The sequence below is a fragment of the Aureibaculum marinum genome (assembly GCF_003813905.1).
GTDB lineage: Bacteria > Bacteroidota > Bacteroidia > Flavobacteriales > Flavobacteriaceae > Aureibaculum > Aureibaculum marinum.
Map to the genome: position 1 here is coordinate 19,068 of NZ_RPFJ01000016.1, position 17,755 is coordinate 36,822.

Sequence of the window (17,755 nt, forward strand, 5' to 3'; positions counted from 1 at the left end):
TACATTAATTAAATGCAAAAACTACTAGCATACCCATTGACTGTTATATATTACTTGTGTTTTGGACTAACATTGGTAATATTTCATCCTATTTTATGGATTAGTAAAAATTTGTTTGGCTACAAAGCTTTAAAAAAAAGTGTTGATATACTTCAGTTTTTTTTACTGAGATGTTTAAATATTTTAGGTACCAGATTTACGTTTACAAATCCTTATCAGATAGATACAAACCAACCATTAATTATTGTTTCTAACCACCAGAGCATGTATGATATTTCGCCTATTTTATGGTATATGCGTAAACATCATCCTAAATTTATTAGTAAAGTTGAATTAGGTAAAGGAATACCGAGTGTCTCTTATAATTTACGCCATGGTGGATCTGTATTAATTGATCGAAAAAACCCAAGACAATCAATTACAGCAATAAAAGAATTTTCAGAAAGAGTAAATGAAAACAATTGGGCTGCTGTAATTTTTCCTGAAGGTACAAGAAGTAAAAATGGAGTTCCTAAAAAGTTTCAAAAACGAGGTTTATTAACTTTATTTAAAGAGATACCTTCTGCAACTGTTGTACCCATATCTATAAACAATTCATGGAAAACTTTACGTTATGGTAAATTCCCAATGGGCATAGGCACACATATGACCTTTACAGTACACAAACCAGTAAAAATTGCTACCTTTACAGATAAAGAGTTTTTAATTAACGAAATTGAAGCTGTAATTAAAAATAATATACATCCTTAAAAAATATTTATGTCATTAAAAAATAAAAGATTAGAAGTTATGAAATTTTTGGAAAAAGATGTTGATGATCTTATCCAAAAATACCTAATACCAATAGATAAAATTTGGCAACCTACTGATTTTTTACCTAATTCTGAAAGTGATAATTTCTTTGATGAGATAACTGAAATACGCGAATTATCTAAAGAATTACCTTACGATTTTTGGGTTGTTTTAGTTGGAGATATGATTACAGAAGAAGCTTTACCGACGTATGAATCGTGGTTAATGGATGTTGAAGGTGTAGATCAAGTAGGACGAAATTCTTGGGGAAAATGGGTGCGTCAATGGACTGGTGAAGAAAACCGCCATGGCGATGTATTAAATAAGTATTTATACCTTTCAGGAAGGGTAAATATGAAAGAAATTGAAAAAACTACCCAACATTTAATTACTGATGGTTTTGATATTGGTACAGACCGAGATCCTTATAAAAACTTTATTTACACTAGTTTTCAAGAATTAGCAACTTATGTTTCTCATAACAGAGTAGCAAAAATAGCAAAGTCTAAAGGCAATAAACAATTGGCAAAAATGTGCCGAATTATTTCTGGAGACGAAATGCGTCACCATAACGCGTATGCAGATTTTGTAGAGCGTATTTTTAAAGTTGACCCAAGTCAGATGATGATGGCCTTTGAATATATGATGAAGAGAAAAATTGTAATGCCTGCTCAATTTTTAAGAGAATCAGGTGAAAAAATAGGTACCGCTTTTGAAGAGTTTTCAAATACCGCTCAACGTATTGGCGTATATACTTCTTTAGATTATATAGAAATTTTAGAGAAATTAATTAAACGTTGGGAAATTGATAAAATAACTAAACTTACTGATGAGGCTGAAAAAGCTAGAGATTATTTAATGAAATTACCTGCAAGAATGTATCGTTTGGCTGAGCGTATAAAAATTCCAGAAAACTCTTACCAATTTAAATGGGTAGAGCCGGCAACACGATAAGTATTAGATTGTTTTATGGATAAAAATCTAATCATTTCTAATACGATTACTTTTGTAAAAAAAACCTTAAAAGGTGCTGAAGGTGGTCATGATTGGTTTCATATTGAGCGTGTTTACAACAATGCTAAATTAATTTCAAAGACAGAAAAAGCAGATAAATTTGTTGTGGCTTTAGGTGCTTTGTTGCACGACATTGCTGATGCTAAATTTCATGCTGGTGATGAAACTATTGGGCCAAAAGTAGCACGTGAATTTTTATTTAAACAAAATGTTGATAATGTTATTATTGAACATGTAATAAAAATTATTGAAAACATTTCTTACAAATCATCACTAGCCAATACCTCAGCAAAATTTAGTTCAATAGAATTAGATATTATACAAGATGCAGATCGTTTAGATGCTATTGGTGCGATAGGAATTGCTCGTTGTTTTAATTATGGAGGGTTTAAAAACCGGGAAATCTACAATCCTGATATTCCTCCAAACTTAAACATGACCAAAGAAGAATATAAAAAATCTACTTCACCAACCATTAATCATTTTTATGAAAAATTACTATTACTAAAAGATAAAATGAATACCAAAACGGGGCGTAAACTTGCTGAAAAAAGACATGTTTTTATGGAGAATTATCTAAATCAATTTTATGCAGAATGGGAAGGGAAATTATAAATATAAATTCTACTTATTAAACCTAAATTTAAATATATTATAAAAAAAAGACCAGTACGAATATTGGTCTTTTTTATTTATTTAAACAAAAGTTACTCTATTATGGGAGTTACGGTAAATCCTTTTTCTTTTAACAATTGAATTATGCCTTTTTCACCACCTAAATGACCTGCTCCTACAGCATAAAGTATTGTTTTCTCTTTAGAAATTTTAGGTATTTTAGTTACCCAATTTTTATTTCTATCATGTAATAAGGCATCAATCATTTTTTTATCATTGTCAAAAGATTTTAATGTAAAATTATATAAAGAATCAATATTTTCAGATTTATATTTTTCTACCATCTTTCCATAAAGTTCTTTAGTTTCATCAAGATCTTCTAACATTTCAACTAAATCATCTAATTGTTTTTCGTAAGAAATGCTATCAAAAACAGACATTTGGTCACTTACCGTTTCTATCCCTTTTAATTCTTTATTAGCCTCTTTAGCCATGCCTACAAATGTAATTTCAAAACTAGCAATATTTTTTCCAACCATTGAACTCATAATAGTTGAAGACATGTATAACGGTTTAAATCTATTAAACTGAGCAAAACCTAGCCCCACATTTTCTCTTAAATAACTGTCTAACAATTTATACTCAGTAGAATCGACATGATTAGACAATAAATCTTCTTCTCCCATCATCATTTCTTTCATCATTTTCTGCATCACTTCTGGGCTATCCATATCCAACTCCAAATATATTTCTTCTGAGTTTTCAAAAGCTTCTTTAACTTTCTGAGGTAAAACAAAATCTTTTTGCGGCATCATGTGTATTGTTCCAAAAATATAAGAGGTTTTAATACCCTTACCTTCTATTTTCCACAACAGACTACTTTTTTGTTGACCTTGCATTATTGAGGTTAAAAAGCACAGTAATATAAATACTGCTAATGTATGTTTTTTCATTTTTGACATAATTTGGTTTTATAAAAGTACATAACTTTTTCTTCTCTACTACAAAACTAAAAAGAGGAAAAATCTATATGAAAATTCCTCTTTTATAATAATGGTTACTTTAAAGTAGTAGTAATTTTTGCATTACCCATAGCAGGTACTACTTGCTCAATTTTACTAGCGGCCTTTTTATCAGTATCAATTAGCATAGTAGTTAATTCTTTTTCATTTTCTACATTAAAAATAGCAACTTCCCACTGATTACTTTCCTTTCCTTTCACAGTTAACTTCATGGTGTTTAATTTTTGTGACATCACATCAAGGCTATAAAAATAAGTACTATACCCTTCAACTAATGGCAAACGAGCTACTAAATAATCATAACCAGCACCATTAGTTAAAAATGCACCATCCAAAGTATACTCTTTGGTTTTACCCATCATTGTTAAAGAAATTTTATCTTTAGTATAGGTTACCTCAACGGTTTGACCACCTTGAGTAATCATCCTTTTAACAGGCTTCATATTTTCAAAATAAACTACATCTTCACTATTACCCATGGCAGATGTAGATGCATCTTTTACAATCCATTGAGTTCCTTCCTTTTTTACTTCTCTGGTAGATTGCATAGGTATATTTTGTCCTTGAACTTCAATAGTCACTTCATATTGAGTAGTTGCTGCTTTTAAATCATCACTTAAATTTGGTAAAGCTAATGGTACCTCTACTTTTTCAGCTTTAGTATAAACAACCTTAGAAACATCTTGAGTAATTTCTCCCAATCTTTTTACAACATCTTCTGACCCATCTTTTTGATAACGACCACCTAAATGCTTTGCTAGAAATTTTTCTATAGACATCCACATTGCCATATTGTTGTTCGGTTTTCTAAACCCATGACCTTCATCATCTGCTAAAATATATTCTACATCTTTACCAGAATCTCTCATAGAAACCACAATTTGATCACTCTCTGCTTGTTTTACTCTAGGGTCATTAGCTCCTTGAATAATTAATAATGGTTTGGTAATTTTATCGGCACTAAATAATGGACTAGCCTCTCTGATTAGCTTTTTACCTTCTTCCGTTTCAGGATCACCGGTCATTTCATACAAACTTTTTCTAAAAGATTCCCAATATGCAGGGATGGATTCTAGTAATGTAAACAGATTGCTTGGGCCTACAATATCGACCCCGCAGGCGTAAACATCAGGTGTAAAAGCTAACCCAGCCAATGTTGCGTAACCACCATAACTACCACCCATAATAGCTACTCTATTTTTATCTGCAACACCATTACTAATAAAATGTTTTACACCCCAAGTTATATCGTCCTGCATTTTTTTACCCCATTCTTTATCTCCTGCGTTTAAGAACGCTTTTCCATAACCTCCACTAGCTCTAAAATTAGGTTGTAATACAGCATATCCTCTATTTGCTAATATTTGAGCATAGGGATTATACCCCCAATAATCTCTTGGTCCTTTTGGACCTCCATGCACTAAAACAACAAGGGGCAAATTCTTTTTTTCTACTCCAACAGGTACCGTTAAATAACCTGGTATTTCTAAGCCGTCACTACTTTTATAAGAAACAGGTTCCATTTTAGCCAAATGCTTTTCTACTTCTTTTAAACGAGGTCTTGGTGTGTATTGATGTATTAATTCTTTAGTGTCCCAATTAAAATAATATGTGTCAGAAGCTGAATTATCACTACTTATAGAAATCAACATTTGCTTATAGTCTTTAGTAAAACTTGCAAAACCGATCTCTTTTCCTTTAAATTTATTTTCTAAATAATTATACATTTTTTCCCACTTCTTATTTTTCCAAAGACGTTCTCTTTTATCGTAGGTATATGATGTATATATAATTTCACGTGTATTATCATCAACAAACATTCCTCCAAAATCAACTTTATTTTTAGGGTCACTTTCCATTTTCTCAATCTTTTGAGATTTTGGATCCATAGTATAAAGGGTTGAAAAGTTGACATCTCCTTTGTTAGAAACCAAATACATTTTGGTATTATCTTTGTTCCAGCCTGCTACATACGCACTTTCCTGAAGGTTTGTTTCATAAATTTTTGTAAATTTATTATCACCATCTATACGATGAATTTCAGTATGACCAGCTTCATTAGTTCTATATGCTAAACGTGGATTTTCTTCCCAATCAAAGTTCCAACTTGTAATTCTATTGTTATTTTCATATAACAAATCTAATTTACCGGTACTGATATCTAATTTATACAAATCATGCCAAGCTTTATCTCTATCATTGATACCCACCATAAGTTCATTTGGATTTTTTCTGCTTGCCTGATAAATTTGTACTGTAACATCTTTCATTGGCGTTAGATTTTTTGAAGGAGGAACACCAGTTTCTTTTTCAGCCACATCATTAGGATTAACAGCATAAACATTATAGTTTTCATCACCTTTATTGTCTTTTACAAATAAGATTTTAGTACCGTCATATGTCCAAGAGTAACCACCAAGAGGCCTTTCATTGTTAGTTAATGGCTTCGCCTCATCAAAAGGTTGATTAAATTTTTTCACCCAAATATTCATGATTCCGTTGTATTCTTTTAGAAACGAAATCCATTGTCCGTCAGGACTTAATTGACCTCCAGATATTTCAGGATTTCCAAAAAACACATCACGATCAATAATTGGCACCTCATTTTGTTGTGCGTTTATGTTTGCTGTTAGCAAAGAAAATAATGTCAGCATTACTACTAGTTGTTTTTTCATTTTTATAATTTAAAGTTAATATATATTTTTATTTATTATCTGCTTAAGGTATAGTAAATAACATAAACCCAGCTAAATATACCGTGTAAAATTGCCCACAGAATAGATTTATTTCGCTCCCAAGATACCGTTACGGCAATTACACCACCTAATCCTACACCATTTCTAATAATAGTTTGTTGAACCTCCGGGCTAACGGTGTTCTGACTATAACCATCAATTGAAGCTAGTAATATGATTAATATTGAGCATAAGAATTTGCATGTTTTTTGTGTTTTCATTATAAGTTCTTTTTATAAGATTATAGTTTCTATTATTTTTATAATTGTATTTACTATTATAAGTATCATCTTTAAGGTTTTAGGTTAGTTATTGTATTACACCATTTTTTATGGTTAGTATCTCTCTATTTGTTTTATTATTCATTTCTATTATTAAAAGGTCAAAATCATTAAACCCCTTTATTTTCTTGTTTAAAATTTTATTAATACGAATAGATTCACTTACAAAAGATTCATAATCACAATTTACTAATTGATATTCTGCTTTTTCAGTAGACATGCCATCATTACCAAATTGCAATCCTTTAGCATAAATTATTTGATTTACCTCTTCACAATCACAATTTGCTTCTAACACTTCGTTAATTAAATCAGACCTATCTGTAGCATCCTTATAACCCTCTAAAAACCCTAATACTGAAACAACTACGGCAACTGCAACAATGATAATAATTCCTGTTTTTGTTAATTTTTTCATTTAATTTTATTTTAAGTGATTACTATTTTTAACTATCGGGTTTTTAATATTTTACGGTACAATTGAATCCTACTCCCACAGCACCTACTTTTTCCCAGTTACCTTGACTAACATCTCTAATAATCATTTTGTTTCCTAAAAATGCTGCTGAAAAAAATAATTCATCTTCAGGTTTTGGATTTTCTATCAATTCAAGTGTACAATAGATATCCTCTTTCACTTTAATATTATACTTTTCGAGGTTTAGTGTAAATTCACCTTCTTTTACATTAATTGGAAAAATTATATTCTCATTTATAATTTTCTCATTAGGAAGTCCATCTTTAATGCTATAAAAATTAATTCGATATTTTAATGAATCGTTACTGTTGGCCGCTATATTGGTATGAAAACTTTTAATATAGGTTGGGTTATTGTTTATTTTAATTTTTGTTCCAATTTCTTGTCCAAGAGTTATATCAGTAAAACCTATTCGTACACTTTTAGATTTCGATTTATTCCCAATAACTTTTTCTTTTAACTTTTTTGAAGTTACTACTACTTCATTTAAAGTAGTAACATCAGGATAAAGAAATATCTCTGAATTAATCTTTAACTTCTTAAAAAAATCACTGACCAGAATAGATTTAGATTTATAGCCAATTGAAGATATTTTGATAGTATCATTAGATACGTTTAATTGAGTTTCAAATTCAAACTTACCATCCATATTAGTTACCGTTCCAATACTCTTATTGATAATTCCAATATTTACATAAGGAATAGTTTTGTTGGTTTCAAAATCTCTGATAACGCCCTGCGTAAAGTTTTGTGCTAAAAGAGACATTGTGCTAATCAATAAAACTATGTTTGTTATAAATTTCATTTTAAATACCATTCTATAAAATTTTCTTGTTATTAATTGTTGTTTGATTTCTGAAGCAAATAACCTTCTAATAAAAAGGTAAAACAAGTAAAGCATCCCCAGTTTTAGAAAAATAGGGTTAAAAATTAAAACCTAAAACACTATAAAACAGATACTTAATAGCGTACAAGAAGTTTGTAACGATGGTATTATTGAGTAACCCTATATTTATAAATTTAGGGTAAAATAGCCTTAAAAAATAAATTTTAAGAAAGGGAATTGAGCTGTTTTATGTAAAATGAAGGATTTAAACCTGTGCGTAATTTAAAGTATTTTGAAAAAGAATCTGCACTTTTGTACCCTAGTTCTTCGGCAATTGATTGTACAGAAAAAGAACGAAAACGACTATCATTTTTTAATCTTAATACGGCATAATTAATTCTTAAATCATTAATATAAGTATTAAAATTTTTCTCAAAATGAGTATTAATTACCTTAGAAAGATAGGATGTATTTGTTTTAATTTTTTTAGCAACATTATACGAATTGCAATCTTGTCTCAAAAAATATTCTTGTTCTTTCAAACTTTGCAAGCCCGTAAGTATGTGTTCTGTAGTTTCTTCATTAACATCAGCAGTAACCTTCTCTTCAAGTACTTTATCTTTAGTATCTATGATCTCGGTAATAGATTTTTCTTCCTGATTGAATTTAGCCAATAAGGCCTTAAATTTTTCTGTATTTTTTCTCTTTTCTCTTATTAAATAAAAAATATAAGCAACTAATACTATCAACAAACCAAAACCAATACTCATATACAAATAGAACTTATTTTTTTGAGATGCTTTATCATCTACAAGTTTTGATAGTTCTTGAGCGTGAAAAGATGTTGTAATTGTGTCTTTACTTTTTTCTAGTGCAGTTTGGTTTAATATATATTTTTCGTAATATTCATTAGATTTTTCTAAATCGCCAGTTGCTTTATATATTTTTGCTAGCAATTTGAAGTCGTCTGTTAAATAAATTTCCTTAGTGTTTTGTTTTTTAACATCAATTCCCTTTTCTAATATTTCAATAGCTTTGTTATATTCTTTTAGGTTAAAGTAACATTCGCCTAACTCTAAACTTACATAAGAAGGACCGCTTACTGAGTCATACTGATAAGATAATTCATTAGCGTTTTCAAAATAATGTAGTGACTTCTCAAATTCTTTTTTGACTAAATACACTTTGCCTTGTTGAGATATGAATTCAATTTTTAAAGTCTCATCGATAGTATCTAATTTTTCTCTTAACCCTTTTTTTAAAATCCAATTGGCCGAATCTTTTTGGTTCAATTTTAGATAGGTATCACTTAATTTAAGCGTTACGGAACCCATATTAAAAACTTTAGTTGGTAGCTCAATATTTTGTGAGATATTTAGAAGGTTAAAGGATTCCTTATGTTTTTCCAATGCCTTTTTATAATCGCCTTTAACACTAAACAATTCACCTATAATTGTGGGCATCACTGCTTTATAAAATTCCAAGTTCTCATTATTGGCAATTTCCACACATTGATTGTATAATTTAAAAGCTTTCTCAATTTGACCAAGTTCTTTATAATTTTGACCCAATTGTGCCAAAACTTCTATCTCTTCAAATTGGCTGTTGTGAAGTGCTTCAAATTTCTCATTGTTAAGATCAATTCTTCTGAGTAATTCAAGTTCCTTTTCAAAATACAAAATGGATTGGTGATATTCACTAATAAATTGACTTTCTCTACCAATAAAATGCAAAGACATTATTATTTTTAGTGTATCTTCATCAACTGTTGCAAGTGAATATATTTTCTTTACATATTCAATTGCCAACCTCTTATCTATCTTAAAATACTTTCCAACTGAATCTGAAAGCTTAACATATTCTTTCTTATTGTCTTCAATATCTTGAGCATAACTACTTCCTAAACTTAAAAAAGAAAAGAGAGTTACATAAATAATTTTTTTTAATTGAGACGCCAAATGGTTTGTAGTTGAATTGCTTTATATTAAAAATTAGCTTTACGCTTTTCTAGAAATGCGGTTGTACCTTCTGTAAAATCTTTGGTACCGAAACATTTGCCAAATTGTTTAATTTCTTTTTTATACCCATTAACTCCATCTTTAAATCCTGCATTTACAGCTTTAATAGCAGCTGCTATAGCCAAAGGGGAGTTTTGCATAATTTTAGAAGCAATTTTTCCCGCTAAAGGTAATAATTCATCAAGAGTTACAACATAATTAACTAATGCTAATTTTAGAGCCTCCTCAGCATTTATCATTCTTGCTGTCATAATCATTTCCATAGCTTTTCCTTTACCTACTAGTTGAGGCAAACGTTGTGTACCACCATAACCGGGAATAACTCCCAAACTAGTTTCAGGCAACCCCATTTTGGCGTTATCAGAAGCAATTCTAAAGTGACAAGCCATGGCAAGTTCTAAACCACCTCCTAATGCAAAACCATTAATTGCGGCTATTACTGGTTTCGAAAGGTTTTCAATAAAATTAAAAACTAAATCTTGACCTTGTTTTGCCAATTCTGATCCTTCTTTTACATCAAAATCTGCAAATTCTAAAATATCTGCCCCAGCAACAAATGCTTTTTCTCCACTTCCAGTTAAAATTATTACACGAGTATTTTTGTCGTTTTCAGCTTCTGAAAATGCATTATGCAATTCAATCAATGTTTCTTTATTTAAAGCATTTAGCTTCTTTGGACGGTTGATTGTAATTGTAGTAATTTGCTGGTCTTGATTGACTAAGATATTGTTATAACTCATCACTATTTATTATTTTTAGGAAATGTAACTGTAAAAACTGAACCTTTACCTAACTCAGATACAAAAGTAATGTTTCCTCCATAAGCTTCAACAATATTTTTAACCATTGCCAAACCTAATCCCATACCACTAGATTTTGTAGTAAATTTTGGTTCAAATATTTTATCTTTATCTTCTTCTGAAATTCCACTACCATTATCAGCTACTGTAATTACTATCTTTTCATTCTCTTGAAAAACTCTTACCTCAACCTTAACATCACCTTCACTATCGGATGATTGAACTGAGTTTTTAACTAGATTTGTTACAACTCTAATCAATTGTCCTTTATCTAATCTGGCTATAATTTCTTCATCATCATAAAAATAATAAACATTATTTTTATTAAAGATATCTAAAGCTAATTTTACAACTTCAACAACATTTAAATTTTCAATCTTTTGCTTTGGCATTTCGGCAAAGTTTGAAAATGCCGATGCAATTGAACTCATTGTATCTATTTGTTGAATCAAAGATTTACTAAACTCACTGATTTTGGCCTTTATATTAGGGTCATTAGCATCAAAACGTCTTTCAAAACTTTGCACTGTAAGTCGCATAGGAGTTAATGGGTTTTTAATTTCATGTGCCACTTGTTTTGCCATTTCTCTCCAAGCCTGTTCCCGCTGACTTTTAGCTAGTTTAGATGCACTTTTTTCTAGTTTATCAACCATTGTATTGTATGCTGTAACTAAATTAAAAATTTCTAAACTAGCATCTTCTAAAATAATTTTTTCATTGCTTTTCCCTAAAACAGTCATAGACATTTTTTCACTAACTGTTTGAATAGATCGCGAGATATATCTAGATACAAAATAGGCAATACCAATAGCAAATAACAACATAAATATATAAACATAAGCCAATCGTGACAAAAACTCTTTTAGCTCTTCTTCTTGAAAACTATTATCTTTTAAGTAATGGATATGTAAAATACCTATTGGCTTAAATTTACCATCGTTAATATAAGTATATGCCGACTTATATTTAATACCACTTGGTGTTTCACCTTCAACAACAACCCTATGTTCTGGACTTTCTGCCAGTAAATTTAGAATTCGTTGTGAAATATGATGACTAGAATCATCTTTAGAAAAACTTGATGACGAAGTAATTTGTAGCTCCCCTTTTAAATTAAAAATTAAAATATCTAATTGATTGATATCTGAAATATCATAAATTTTATCTTTATAGCTAAAGATTTTATATAAATTCTCTTCTGTAACAGGGTAAGTAGTGTGCTTTTTTAATTCTAGGTCAATAGTAGCTTTTATGGTATTTTCTTTACGTTCCAACCGTTCAGCATGATAATCTTTGGTCTGTTCATTGTATTGATAAACAGCCATTAAAGCAATTAAAATAGACGCTATAACCACTAAAAGGATCATAGCGAAAAAAATACGGGTGCGTAAAGAGAATTTTTTAAGTTTCATTTAGCCGTAAAGATAGCAAATATCATACCTAAAATAACACAACAAAATTCTCAATTAAAACAAAATTTGAAATTATACCTTAATAAATTTAGAAATACTTCCATTATTAACCTTTAAATAATACACTCCTGGTTTTAGATTTTCTGTATTAATCTTAATCTGATTATGTTCAGCAATTATGGATGAATTTTGGTAAATAAGTTCTCCTAAGTTATTAAAAATATGTACCTTATTAACAGCATTAGATTTAGAACTTAATGTGCCAATAATTAAAATATCTTTAACAGGATTTGGGAAAATTTTTAATGCTCTTTTTTCTAAGTGAGTTAATTTTGGGTCAGTTTTTTTTACTGGCACAGTATCATTACTAATAAAGAACATTGCTTTTTTAAAGTTGTGATGTTTGTTATTATTTGCAGCAAAAATAACTACAGGTACCAAAAGTAAGAAACCTGTTAATTGTCGTATGCCCATTTTTTATATTTAGGATTATTGTATTAAATTGGAAATTGCAAATTTACAAAAAACCTTAACCTATTGAATTTTAAAACATTAACCTTTTAAAATTTTACTAACAAATTTATCAACGCTTTTTACTCCAAAATTTGTAATATACTTTATAAATGCTGAACCTATTATTGCCCCTTTTGCATGATCTGTTGCCTGAGTAAATGATAAATTATCAGAAATTCCAAAACCAATAATTTGAGGACTTTTCAAGTTCATTTCTTTAATACGATTAAAATACGCTATCTGTTCTTCTCCAAAACCTGATTGACTGCCAGTCACACTAGAGCTACTGACCATATAAATGAAGCCTTTTGAAATAGAATCTATAAAACGAATGCGTTTTTCACTAGTTTGAGGCGTTATTAAAAATACATTTATCAACCCATATTTTTCAAAAATGGTCTTGTATTTATCATTATAAACATCAACAGGTAAATCTGGAATTATTAATCCGTCAACTCCTACTTCTGCACATTTAGCACAAAATTTTTCTACACCATATTGTAACATTGGATTAAAATAGCCCATAATAATTAATGGAATGCTCACAGATTTTCTAATATCTTTTAGCTGTTCAAATAAAGTTTCACTAGTCATTCCATTTTTTAAAGCTTTAGTAGAACTTGCTTGTATTGTTGGCCCGTCAGCTAAAGGATCACTAAAAGGCAATCCTATTTCTAGCATATCAACTCCCGCTTTTTCTAAATTTTGAATTAGAGGTACAGTATCATCCAAATTAGGATATCCTGCGGTAAAGTATATTGAAAATAGTTTTTTATTTTCTTCGAGTTTTTTATTAATTCTGTTCATTCTAAAGTAGTATTAGTTATTAAGAAAATTACAAACTAGAAAGATTCTAGTGTACATTCTACAACTCAAAATATTTTATATACGTATCTAAATCTTTATCTCCACGCCCAGATAAACTTAGTACTAGTATATCCTCTTTTTCAAACTTTTTCTTTTCAAAAACAGCCAATGCATGTGAACTTTCAATAGCCGGAATAATACCTTCTAATTCACTCAATTCCAATCCTGCTTTCATTGCTTCATCATCAGTAATGGAAATAAATTCTGCTCGTCCAGATTTGTACAAGTGGGCATGCATTGGACCAACTCCAGGATAATCTAATCCTGCAGAAATAGAATAAGGTTCTGTTATTTGTCCGTCTTGAGTTTGCATCAAAAGCGTTTTACTTCCATGGATAATTCCTTCTTTACCTAATACAGAAGTTGCTGCACTTTCACCAGTATCTATACCCAAACCAGCTGCTTCAACCGCTATTAATTTTACATTTTCATCTTCTAAAAAGTGATAATAAGCACCTGCGGCATTACTTCCACCTCCAACACATGCAATTACATAATCAGGATTCGTTTTTCCTTCTTTTTCTTTTAATTGCCATTGAATTTCTTCAGAAACCACAGACTGAAAACGAGCTACCATATCTGGATAAGGATGTGGACCAACAACTGAACCAATAATATAATGAGTATCTACAGGATTATTAATCCAATCGCGAATAGCTTCATTAGTTGCATCTTTTAACGTTCTACTTCCTGATAAAGCTGGAATCACTGTAGCTCCAAGCATTTTCATTCTAGCAACATTAGGGGCTTGTCGTGCAATATCAATTTCGCCCATATAAACAATACACTCCAACCCCATTAATGCACAAACTGTAGCTGTTGCTACTCCATGTTGACCTGCTCCAGTTTCTGCAATAATTCTATTTTTTCCCAGTCGTTTTGCCATTAAAATCTGTCCAATAGTATTGTTAATTTTATGAGCTCCTGTATGGTTTAAATCCTCTCTTTTTAGATAAATTTTTGTATTGTATTTTTCTGACAACCGTTTGGCAAAATATAATGGTGATGGCCTACCTACATAATCTTGCAATAACTGCTTAAATTCTTCCTGAAATTCAGGTTCAGCCATTACTTTTAAATAATTTTGGCGTAATTCTTCTACATTTGGATAAAGCATTTCTGGAATATATGCTCCTCCAAATTCACCATAATAACCATTATCGTCTATATTGTACTTCATATCTTTTTATTTAAGAAGTTAAAACCACCCCATTCTACGGAAACTTTACTTGAAAAAAGGAGCAGATTTTTTAAACTTTTTTAATATTTCAATATCTTTTAATCCTGCTTTTACTTCAAATTTACTATTAACATCAATAGCTTTACAAAATGTTGAAGCATCACTTTTAAAAAATAATTCTAGTTTTTCAATTTCTTCTAAACCTATACCTCCACTTAAAAAATAGGCCTTGGTTGAGGGGTAATTTTTTAAAACATTCCAATCAAAAGTATAACCATTACCACCAGGGTATTTACCTTTTGTATCAAAAAGAAAATAATCACAAATTTCTTCATAAGGTTTTAAGAGCTCAAAATTGAAATTATTTTTTATTGAAAAAACTTTAATAATTTTTAATTGAGATTCCAAAATAGCTCTCTGCTTCAATCTTGGATGAAATTTAACAGACCTACAAAATTCTGGAGTTTCTTCGCCGTGCAATTGAACAGCTTGTAGGTTATATTCATTTACTTTTTCTATAACATTTGCAATACTGGAATTTACAAATACACCCACTTTTTTAATAGCTGCAGGCAATTCAGATATTTCACCTTTAAAATTTCGTGGTGATTTATCATAAAATATAAATCCCATATAATCAGGTTTCAATTTAGAAACCTCAATTATATTTTCACTATGTTTCATTCCACAGACTTTGAGTTTCATAAAGTCAATTGTTGTATAAATTCCTTTGCACTTTTACCTGCATCTTCTGTTTTCATAAAGTTTTCTCCTATTAAAAACCCTTCAAATCCATAAGTGCGTAATTCTTTAATAGCACTTACGGAACTTATGCCACTTTCAGAGACTTTTACAAAATCATTAGGTATTTTAGTGGCCAGTTTTTTACTAGTATCTAGACTTACTTCAAAAGTTTTTAAATTTCGATTATTTACACCTAGTAAATCTATACTTGGCATAATAGATTTTTCTAATTCTTCCTCGTTGTGAACTTCTAATAAAACTTCTAACCCAAGGTTCTTTGCAAATTCAGAAAAATGTTTAATTTCTTTTTGTGACAATACTGCCGCAATTAATAACACAACATCTGCACCATAAGATTTTGCCTCTAATAATTGATAATCATCAATAATAAATTCTTTTCTTAACAATGGTAAGTTACAACTACTTCTAGCGGCTAATAAATCGTCTAGCGAACCTCCAAAATATTTTCCGTCTGTTAAAACCGACATTCCGCAAACCCCAGCCTCTTCATAACCTTTAGCTACATCAAAAACATTAAAGCTTGTATTAATTATTGACTTTGAAGGTGATCTTCTTTTATGTTCAGCTATAATTCCAGATGTACTATTTTTTAAACAATTTACTAATGAAACAGTATTTCGCTCAAATAACACAGATTTTTCTAATTGCACACTAGGAATCAATCTCTTACGGAATTGAACCTCTAAATACTTATCAGCTATAATTTTATCCAGTATTGTCATCTTTTTTTAATTTGAAGTAAGCAGTTTCGAAGTTAATTCTTATTGACCAACTATCTTCAATTCTTTACATTTATTCTTAAGAGTTAACTACTTATTTCTTGTATCTTTTTCAACACCTTAAGTCCTTTTCCACTTAATAAAGAATCCTTAGCTAATTCAAAACCTTCAATAGGTTGTAAATTTTTAACAGTAGCAATTGCCATACCTGCATTTGCACAAACTACATTATTTTGAGCCTCTGTACCATTTCCATTAATAACTTCCATAAATATTTTAGCTGAATCTTCAACAGAATTACCTCCAAATATTTCTTCTTGTGTTATTTGTTTTACACCAAAATCTTTTGGGCTTAACATCATTTCAGAATTATTTGTAATTGTTTTAGTCTCTCCAGTTAACGATATTTCATCATAACCATCTAACGCGTATAAAATGGTAAAATTCTTATCCGTATTTTGATATAAATAGCTATACATTCTAGCCAATTCTAAATTAAACACCCCTACCAGTTGATTTTTAGGAAAAGCTGGATTTACCATAGGACCTAACATATTGAAAAAGGTTTTCACTCCTAATGCTTTTCTAATTGGAGCTACATTTTTCATTGCTGGATGAAATAAAGGTGCATGCAATACACAAATTCCGGCTTCTTCAATACTTCTTTTTAGAAAGTCTTTATCGTTACTAAACTTAATTCCTAAAAATTCCATCACATTACTAGATCCAGAAACAGAAGAAACTCCATAATTACCATGTTTGGTAACATGAATACCTGCTCCGGCAGCTACAAAAGAAGATAATGTTGAAATATTAAAAGTATTTTTACCATCTCCACCTGTACCACACAAATCGATAGTATTGTAATCTGACAAATCTATTGCCAAACATAATTCTAACAATGCATCACGGAAACCTTCTAGTTCTTCAACAGTGATACTCCGCATCATATATACAGTTAAAAAAGCTGCAATTTGACTTGGATTATACATTCCTTTAGAAATGTTTACCAATGCATTTTTGGCTTCTTCTTTTGAGATTGTTTCGTGATTTATAAGTCTATTTAATATTTTTTTCATTTGATGGATTTTAGATTTGAAATGTTAGATTTTTAACCAATTCTAACTATTTAACCAGTTTTCTAAAATTTGTTTACCATTTGGTGTAAGTACAGACTCTGGATGATATTGTACTCCTTTTACATCATATTTTTTATGTCTTAACGACATTATTTGTCCGTTTTCGTCAAAAGATGTAGCTTCTAAGTCATCTGGTAAATGTATATCAACCACCCAAGAATGGTATCTACCTACCTCAAAGTTTTTCTCTAATCCTTTAAACATCGGTTCGTCATCAACAACAAGTTCAATGTTAGTAGAAACCCCATGATATACCTTATCTAAATTTACAATTTTACCCCCAAACACCTCTCCAATAGCCTGTTGCCCTAAACAAACACCTAAAATACTTTTAGTAGAAGCATATTGTTTAATAATATCTTTTAACAAACCTGCTTCATCTGGAATTCCAGGTCCTGGTGAAAGTACTATTTTATCATAAGGCTCAACTTCATCTAAACTTAACTGATCATTACGTTTTACAGTAACTTCACAACCTAAATCTTCTAAATAGTGTACTAAATTATAAGTGAAACTATCGTAATTATCTATGACTAATATTTTTTTCATTTGTGTTTTAACCTTTTTAAAAGGAATTTT

At 30.0% G+C, this 17,755-nt stretch carries 18 protein-coding genes; 3 read left to right on the forward strand and 15 right to left on the reverse strand.

The annotated features are described in order from the left end of the window. The first annotated feature begins 12 nt into the window (after positions 1–12). From EGM88_RS11775 to EGM88_RS11785, 3 genes are read left to right on the forward strand one after another with little or no spacing between them, the layout of a single operon-like run. On the forward strand, positions 13–750 hold the full coding sequence (locus EGM88_RS11775; RefSeq protein ID WP_123898493.1) for a lysophospholipid acyltransferase family protein: 738 nt from the start codon (positions 13–15) through the stop codon (positions 748–750). A 9-nt stretch (positions 751–759) separates the two neighbouring features. Beyond that, positions 760–1,746 (forward strand): acyl-ACP desaturase, encoded by a 987-nt coding sequence (locus EGM88_RS11780; RefSeq protein ID WP_123898494.1) that lies wholly within the window; start codon positions 760–762, stop codon positions 1,744–1,746. Positions 1,747–1,761: 15 nt separating this feature from the next. After that, positions 1,762–2,421 carry an HD domain-containing protein gene (locus tag EGM88_RS11785; protein ID WP_123898495.1) on the forward strand — a complete coding sequence of 220 codons (660 nt, stop codon included), beginning with the start codon at positions 1,762–1,764 and terminating at the stop codon, positions 2,419–2,421. Positions 2,422–2,513: 92 nt separating this feature from the next. Here the strand turns inward: EGM88_RS11785 and EGM88_RS11790 are convergent, their stop codons facing one another. The 15 genes from EGM88_RS11790 to EGM88_RS11860 form a co-directional block, all read right to left on the reverse strand. Then, positions 2,514–3,374 (reverse strand): TraB/GumN family protein, encoded by an 861-nt coding sequence (locus tag EGM88_RS11790; protein ID WP_162497574.1) that lies wholly within the window; start codon positions 3,372–3,374, stop codon positions 2,514–2,516. 104 nt (positions 3,375–3,478) lie between these two features. Then, complete coding sequence (locus tag EGM88_RS11795) at positions 3,479–6,118, reverse strand: S9 family peptidase (protein ID WP_123898497.1); 2,640 nt, start codon at positions 6,116–6,118, stop codon at positions 3,479–3,481. A gap of 35 nt (positions 6,119–6,153) precedes the next feature. After that, positions 6,154–6,399 carry a hypothetical protein gene (locus EGM88_RS11800; RefSeq protein ID WP_238988432.1) on the reverse strand — a complete coding sequence of 82 codons (246 nt, stop codon included), beginning with the start codon at positions 6,397–6,399 and terminating at the stop codon, positions 6,154–6,156. 88 nt (positions 6,400–6,487) lie between these two features. After that, positions 6,488–6,877 (reverse strand): hypothetical protein, encoded by a 390-nt coding sequence (locus tag EGM88_RS11805; RefSeq protein WP_123898498.1) that lies wholly within the window; start codon positions 6,875–6,877, stop codon positions 6,488–6,490. A gap of 43 nt (positions 6,878–6,920) precedes the next feature. Then, entirely contained in the window at positions 6,921–7,742 is an 822-nt protein-coding gene (locus EGM88_RS11810) for a carboxypeptidase-like regulatory domain-containing protein (protein WP_162497575.1), read from the reverse strand. A gap of 245 nt (positions 7,743–7,987) precedes the next feature. Beyond that, positions 7,988–9,721: a helix-turn-helix domain-containing protein gene (locus tag EGM88_RS11815; RefSeq protein ID WP_123898500.1), complete on the reverse strand. Its 1,734-nt coding sequence runs from the start codon at positions 9,719–9,721 to the stop codon at positions 7,988–7,990. Positions 9,722–9,747: 26 nt separating this feature from the next. Continuing rightward, positions 9,748–10,521, reverse strand: a complete 774-nt coding sequence (locus tag EGM88_RS11820; protein WP_123898501.1) for an enoyl-CoA hydratase/isomerase family protein — start codon at positions 10,519–10,521, stop codon at positions 9,748–9,750. 2 nt (positions 10,522–10,523) lie between these two features. Then, entirely contained in the window at positions 10,524–11,993 is a 1,470-nt protein-coding gene (locus tag EGM88_RS11825; protein WP_238988433.1) for a sensor histidine kinase, read from the reverse strand. Positions 11,994–12,065: 72 nt separating this feature from the next. Continuing rightward, positions 12,066–12,467, reverse strand: a complete 402-nt coding sequence (locus EGM88_RS11830) for a T9SS type A sorting domain-containing protein (protein ID WP_123898502.1) — start codon at positions 12,465–12,467, stop codon at positions 12,066–12,068. 78 nt (positions 12,468–12,545) lie between these two features. Beyond that, a complete protein-coding gene (trpA, locus tag EGM88_RS11835; RefSeq protein WP_123898503.1) occupies positions 12,546–13,313 on the reverse strand; it encodes a tryptophan synthase subunit alpha in 768 nt (255 codons plus the stop codon). A 58-nt stretch (positions 13,314–13,371) separates the two neighbouring features. Then, positions 13,372–14,553: a tryptophan synthase subunit beta gene (trpB, locus tag EGM88_RS11840; RefSeq protein ID WP_123898504.1), complete on the reverse strand. Its 1,182-nt coding sequence runs from the start codon at positions 14,551–14,553 to the stop codon at positions 13,372–13,374. A gap of 45 nt (positions 14,554–14,598) precedes the next feature. After that, a complete protein-coding gene (locus EGM88_RS11845; RefSeq protein WP_123898505.1) occupies positions 14,599–15,258 on the reverse strand; it encodes a phosphoribosylanthranilate isomerase in 660 nt (219 codons plus the stop codon). Continuing rightward, positions 15,255–16,040, reverse strand: a complete 786-nt coding sequence (gene trpC / locus EGM88_RS11850) for an indole-3-glycerol phosphate synthase TrpC (RefSeq protein ID WP_123898506.1) — start codon at positions 16,038–16,040, stop codon at positions 15,255–15,257. Before trpC ends, EGM88_RS11845 begins: the two co-directional genes overlap by 4 nt. An 83-nt stretch (positions 16,041–16,123) precedes the next feature. Further along, positions 16,124–17,116: an anthranilate phosphoribosyltransferase gene (gene trpD, locus EGM88_RS11855; RefSeq protein ID WP_123898507.1), complete on the reverse strand. Its 993-nt coding sequence runs from the start codon at positions 17,114–17,116 to the stop codon at positions 16,124–16,126. 42 nt (positions 17,117–17,158) lie between these two features. Then, positions 17,159–17,725 (reverse strand): anthranilate synthase component II, encoded by a 567-nt coding sequence (locus EGM88_RS11860; protein WP_123898508.1) that lies wholly within the window; start codon positions 17,723–17,725, stop codon positions 17,159–17,161. Positions 17,726–17,755: the final 30 nt, after the last annotated feature.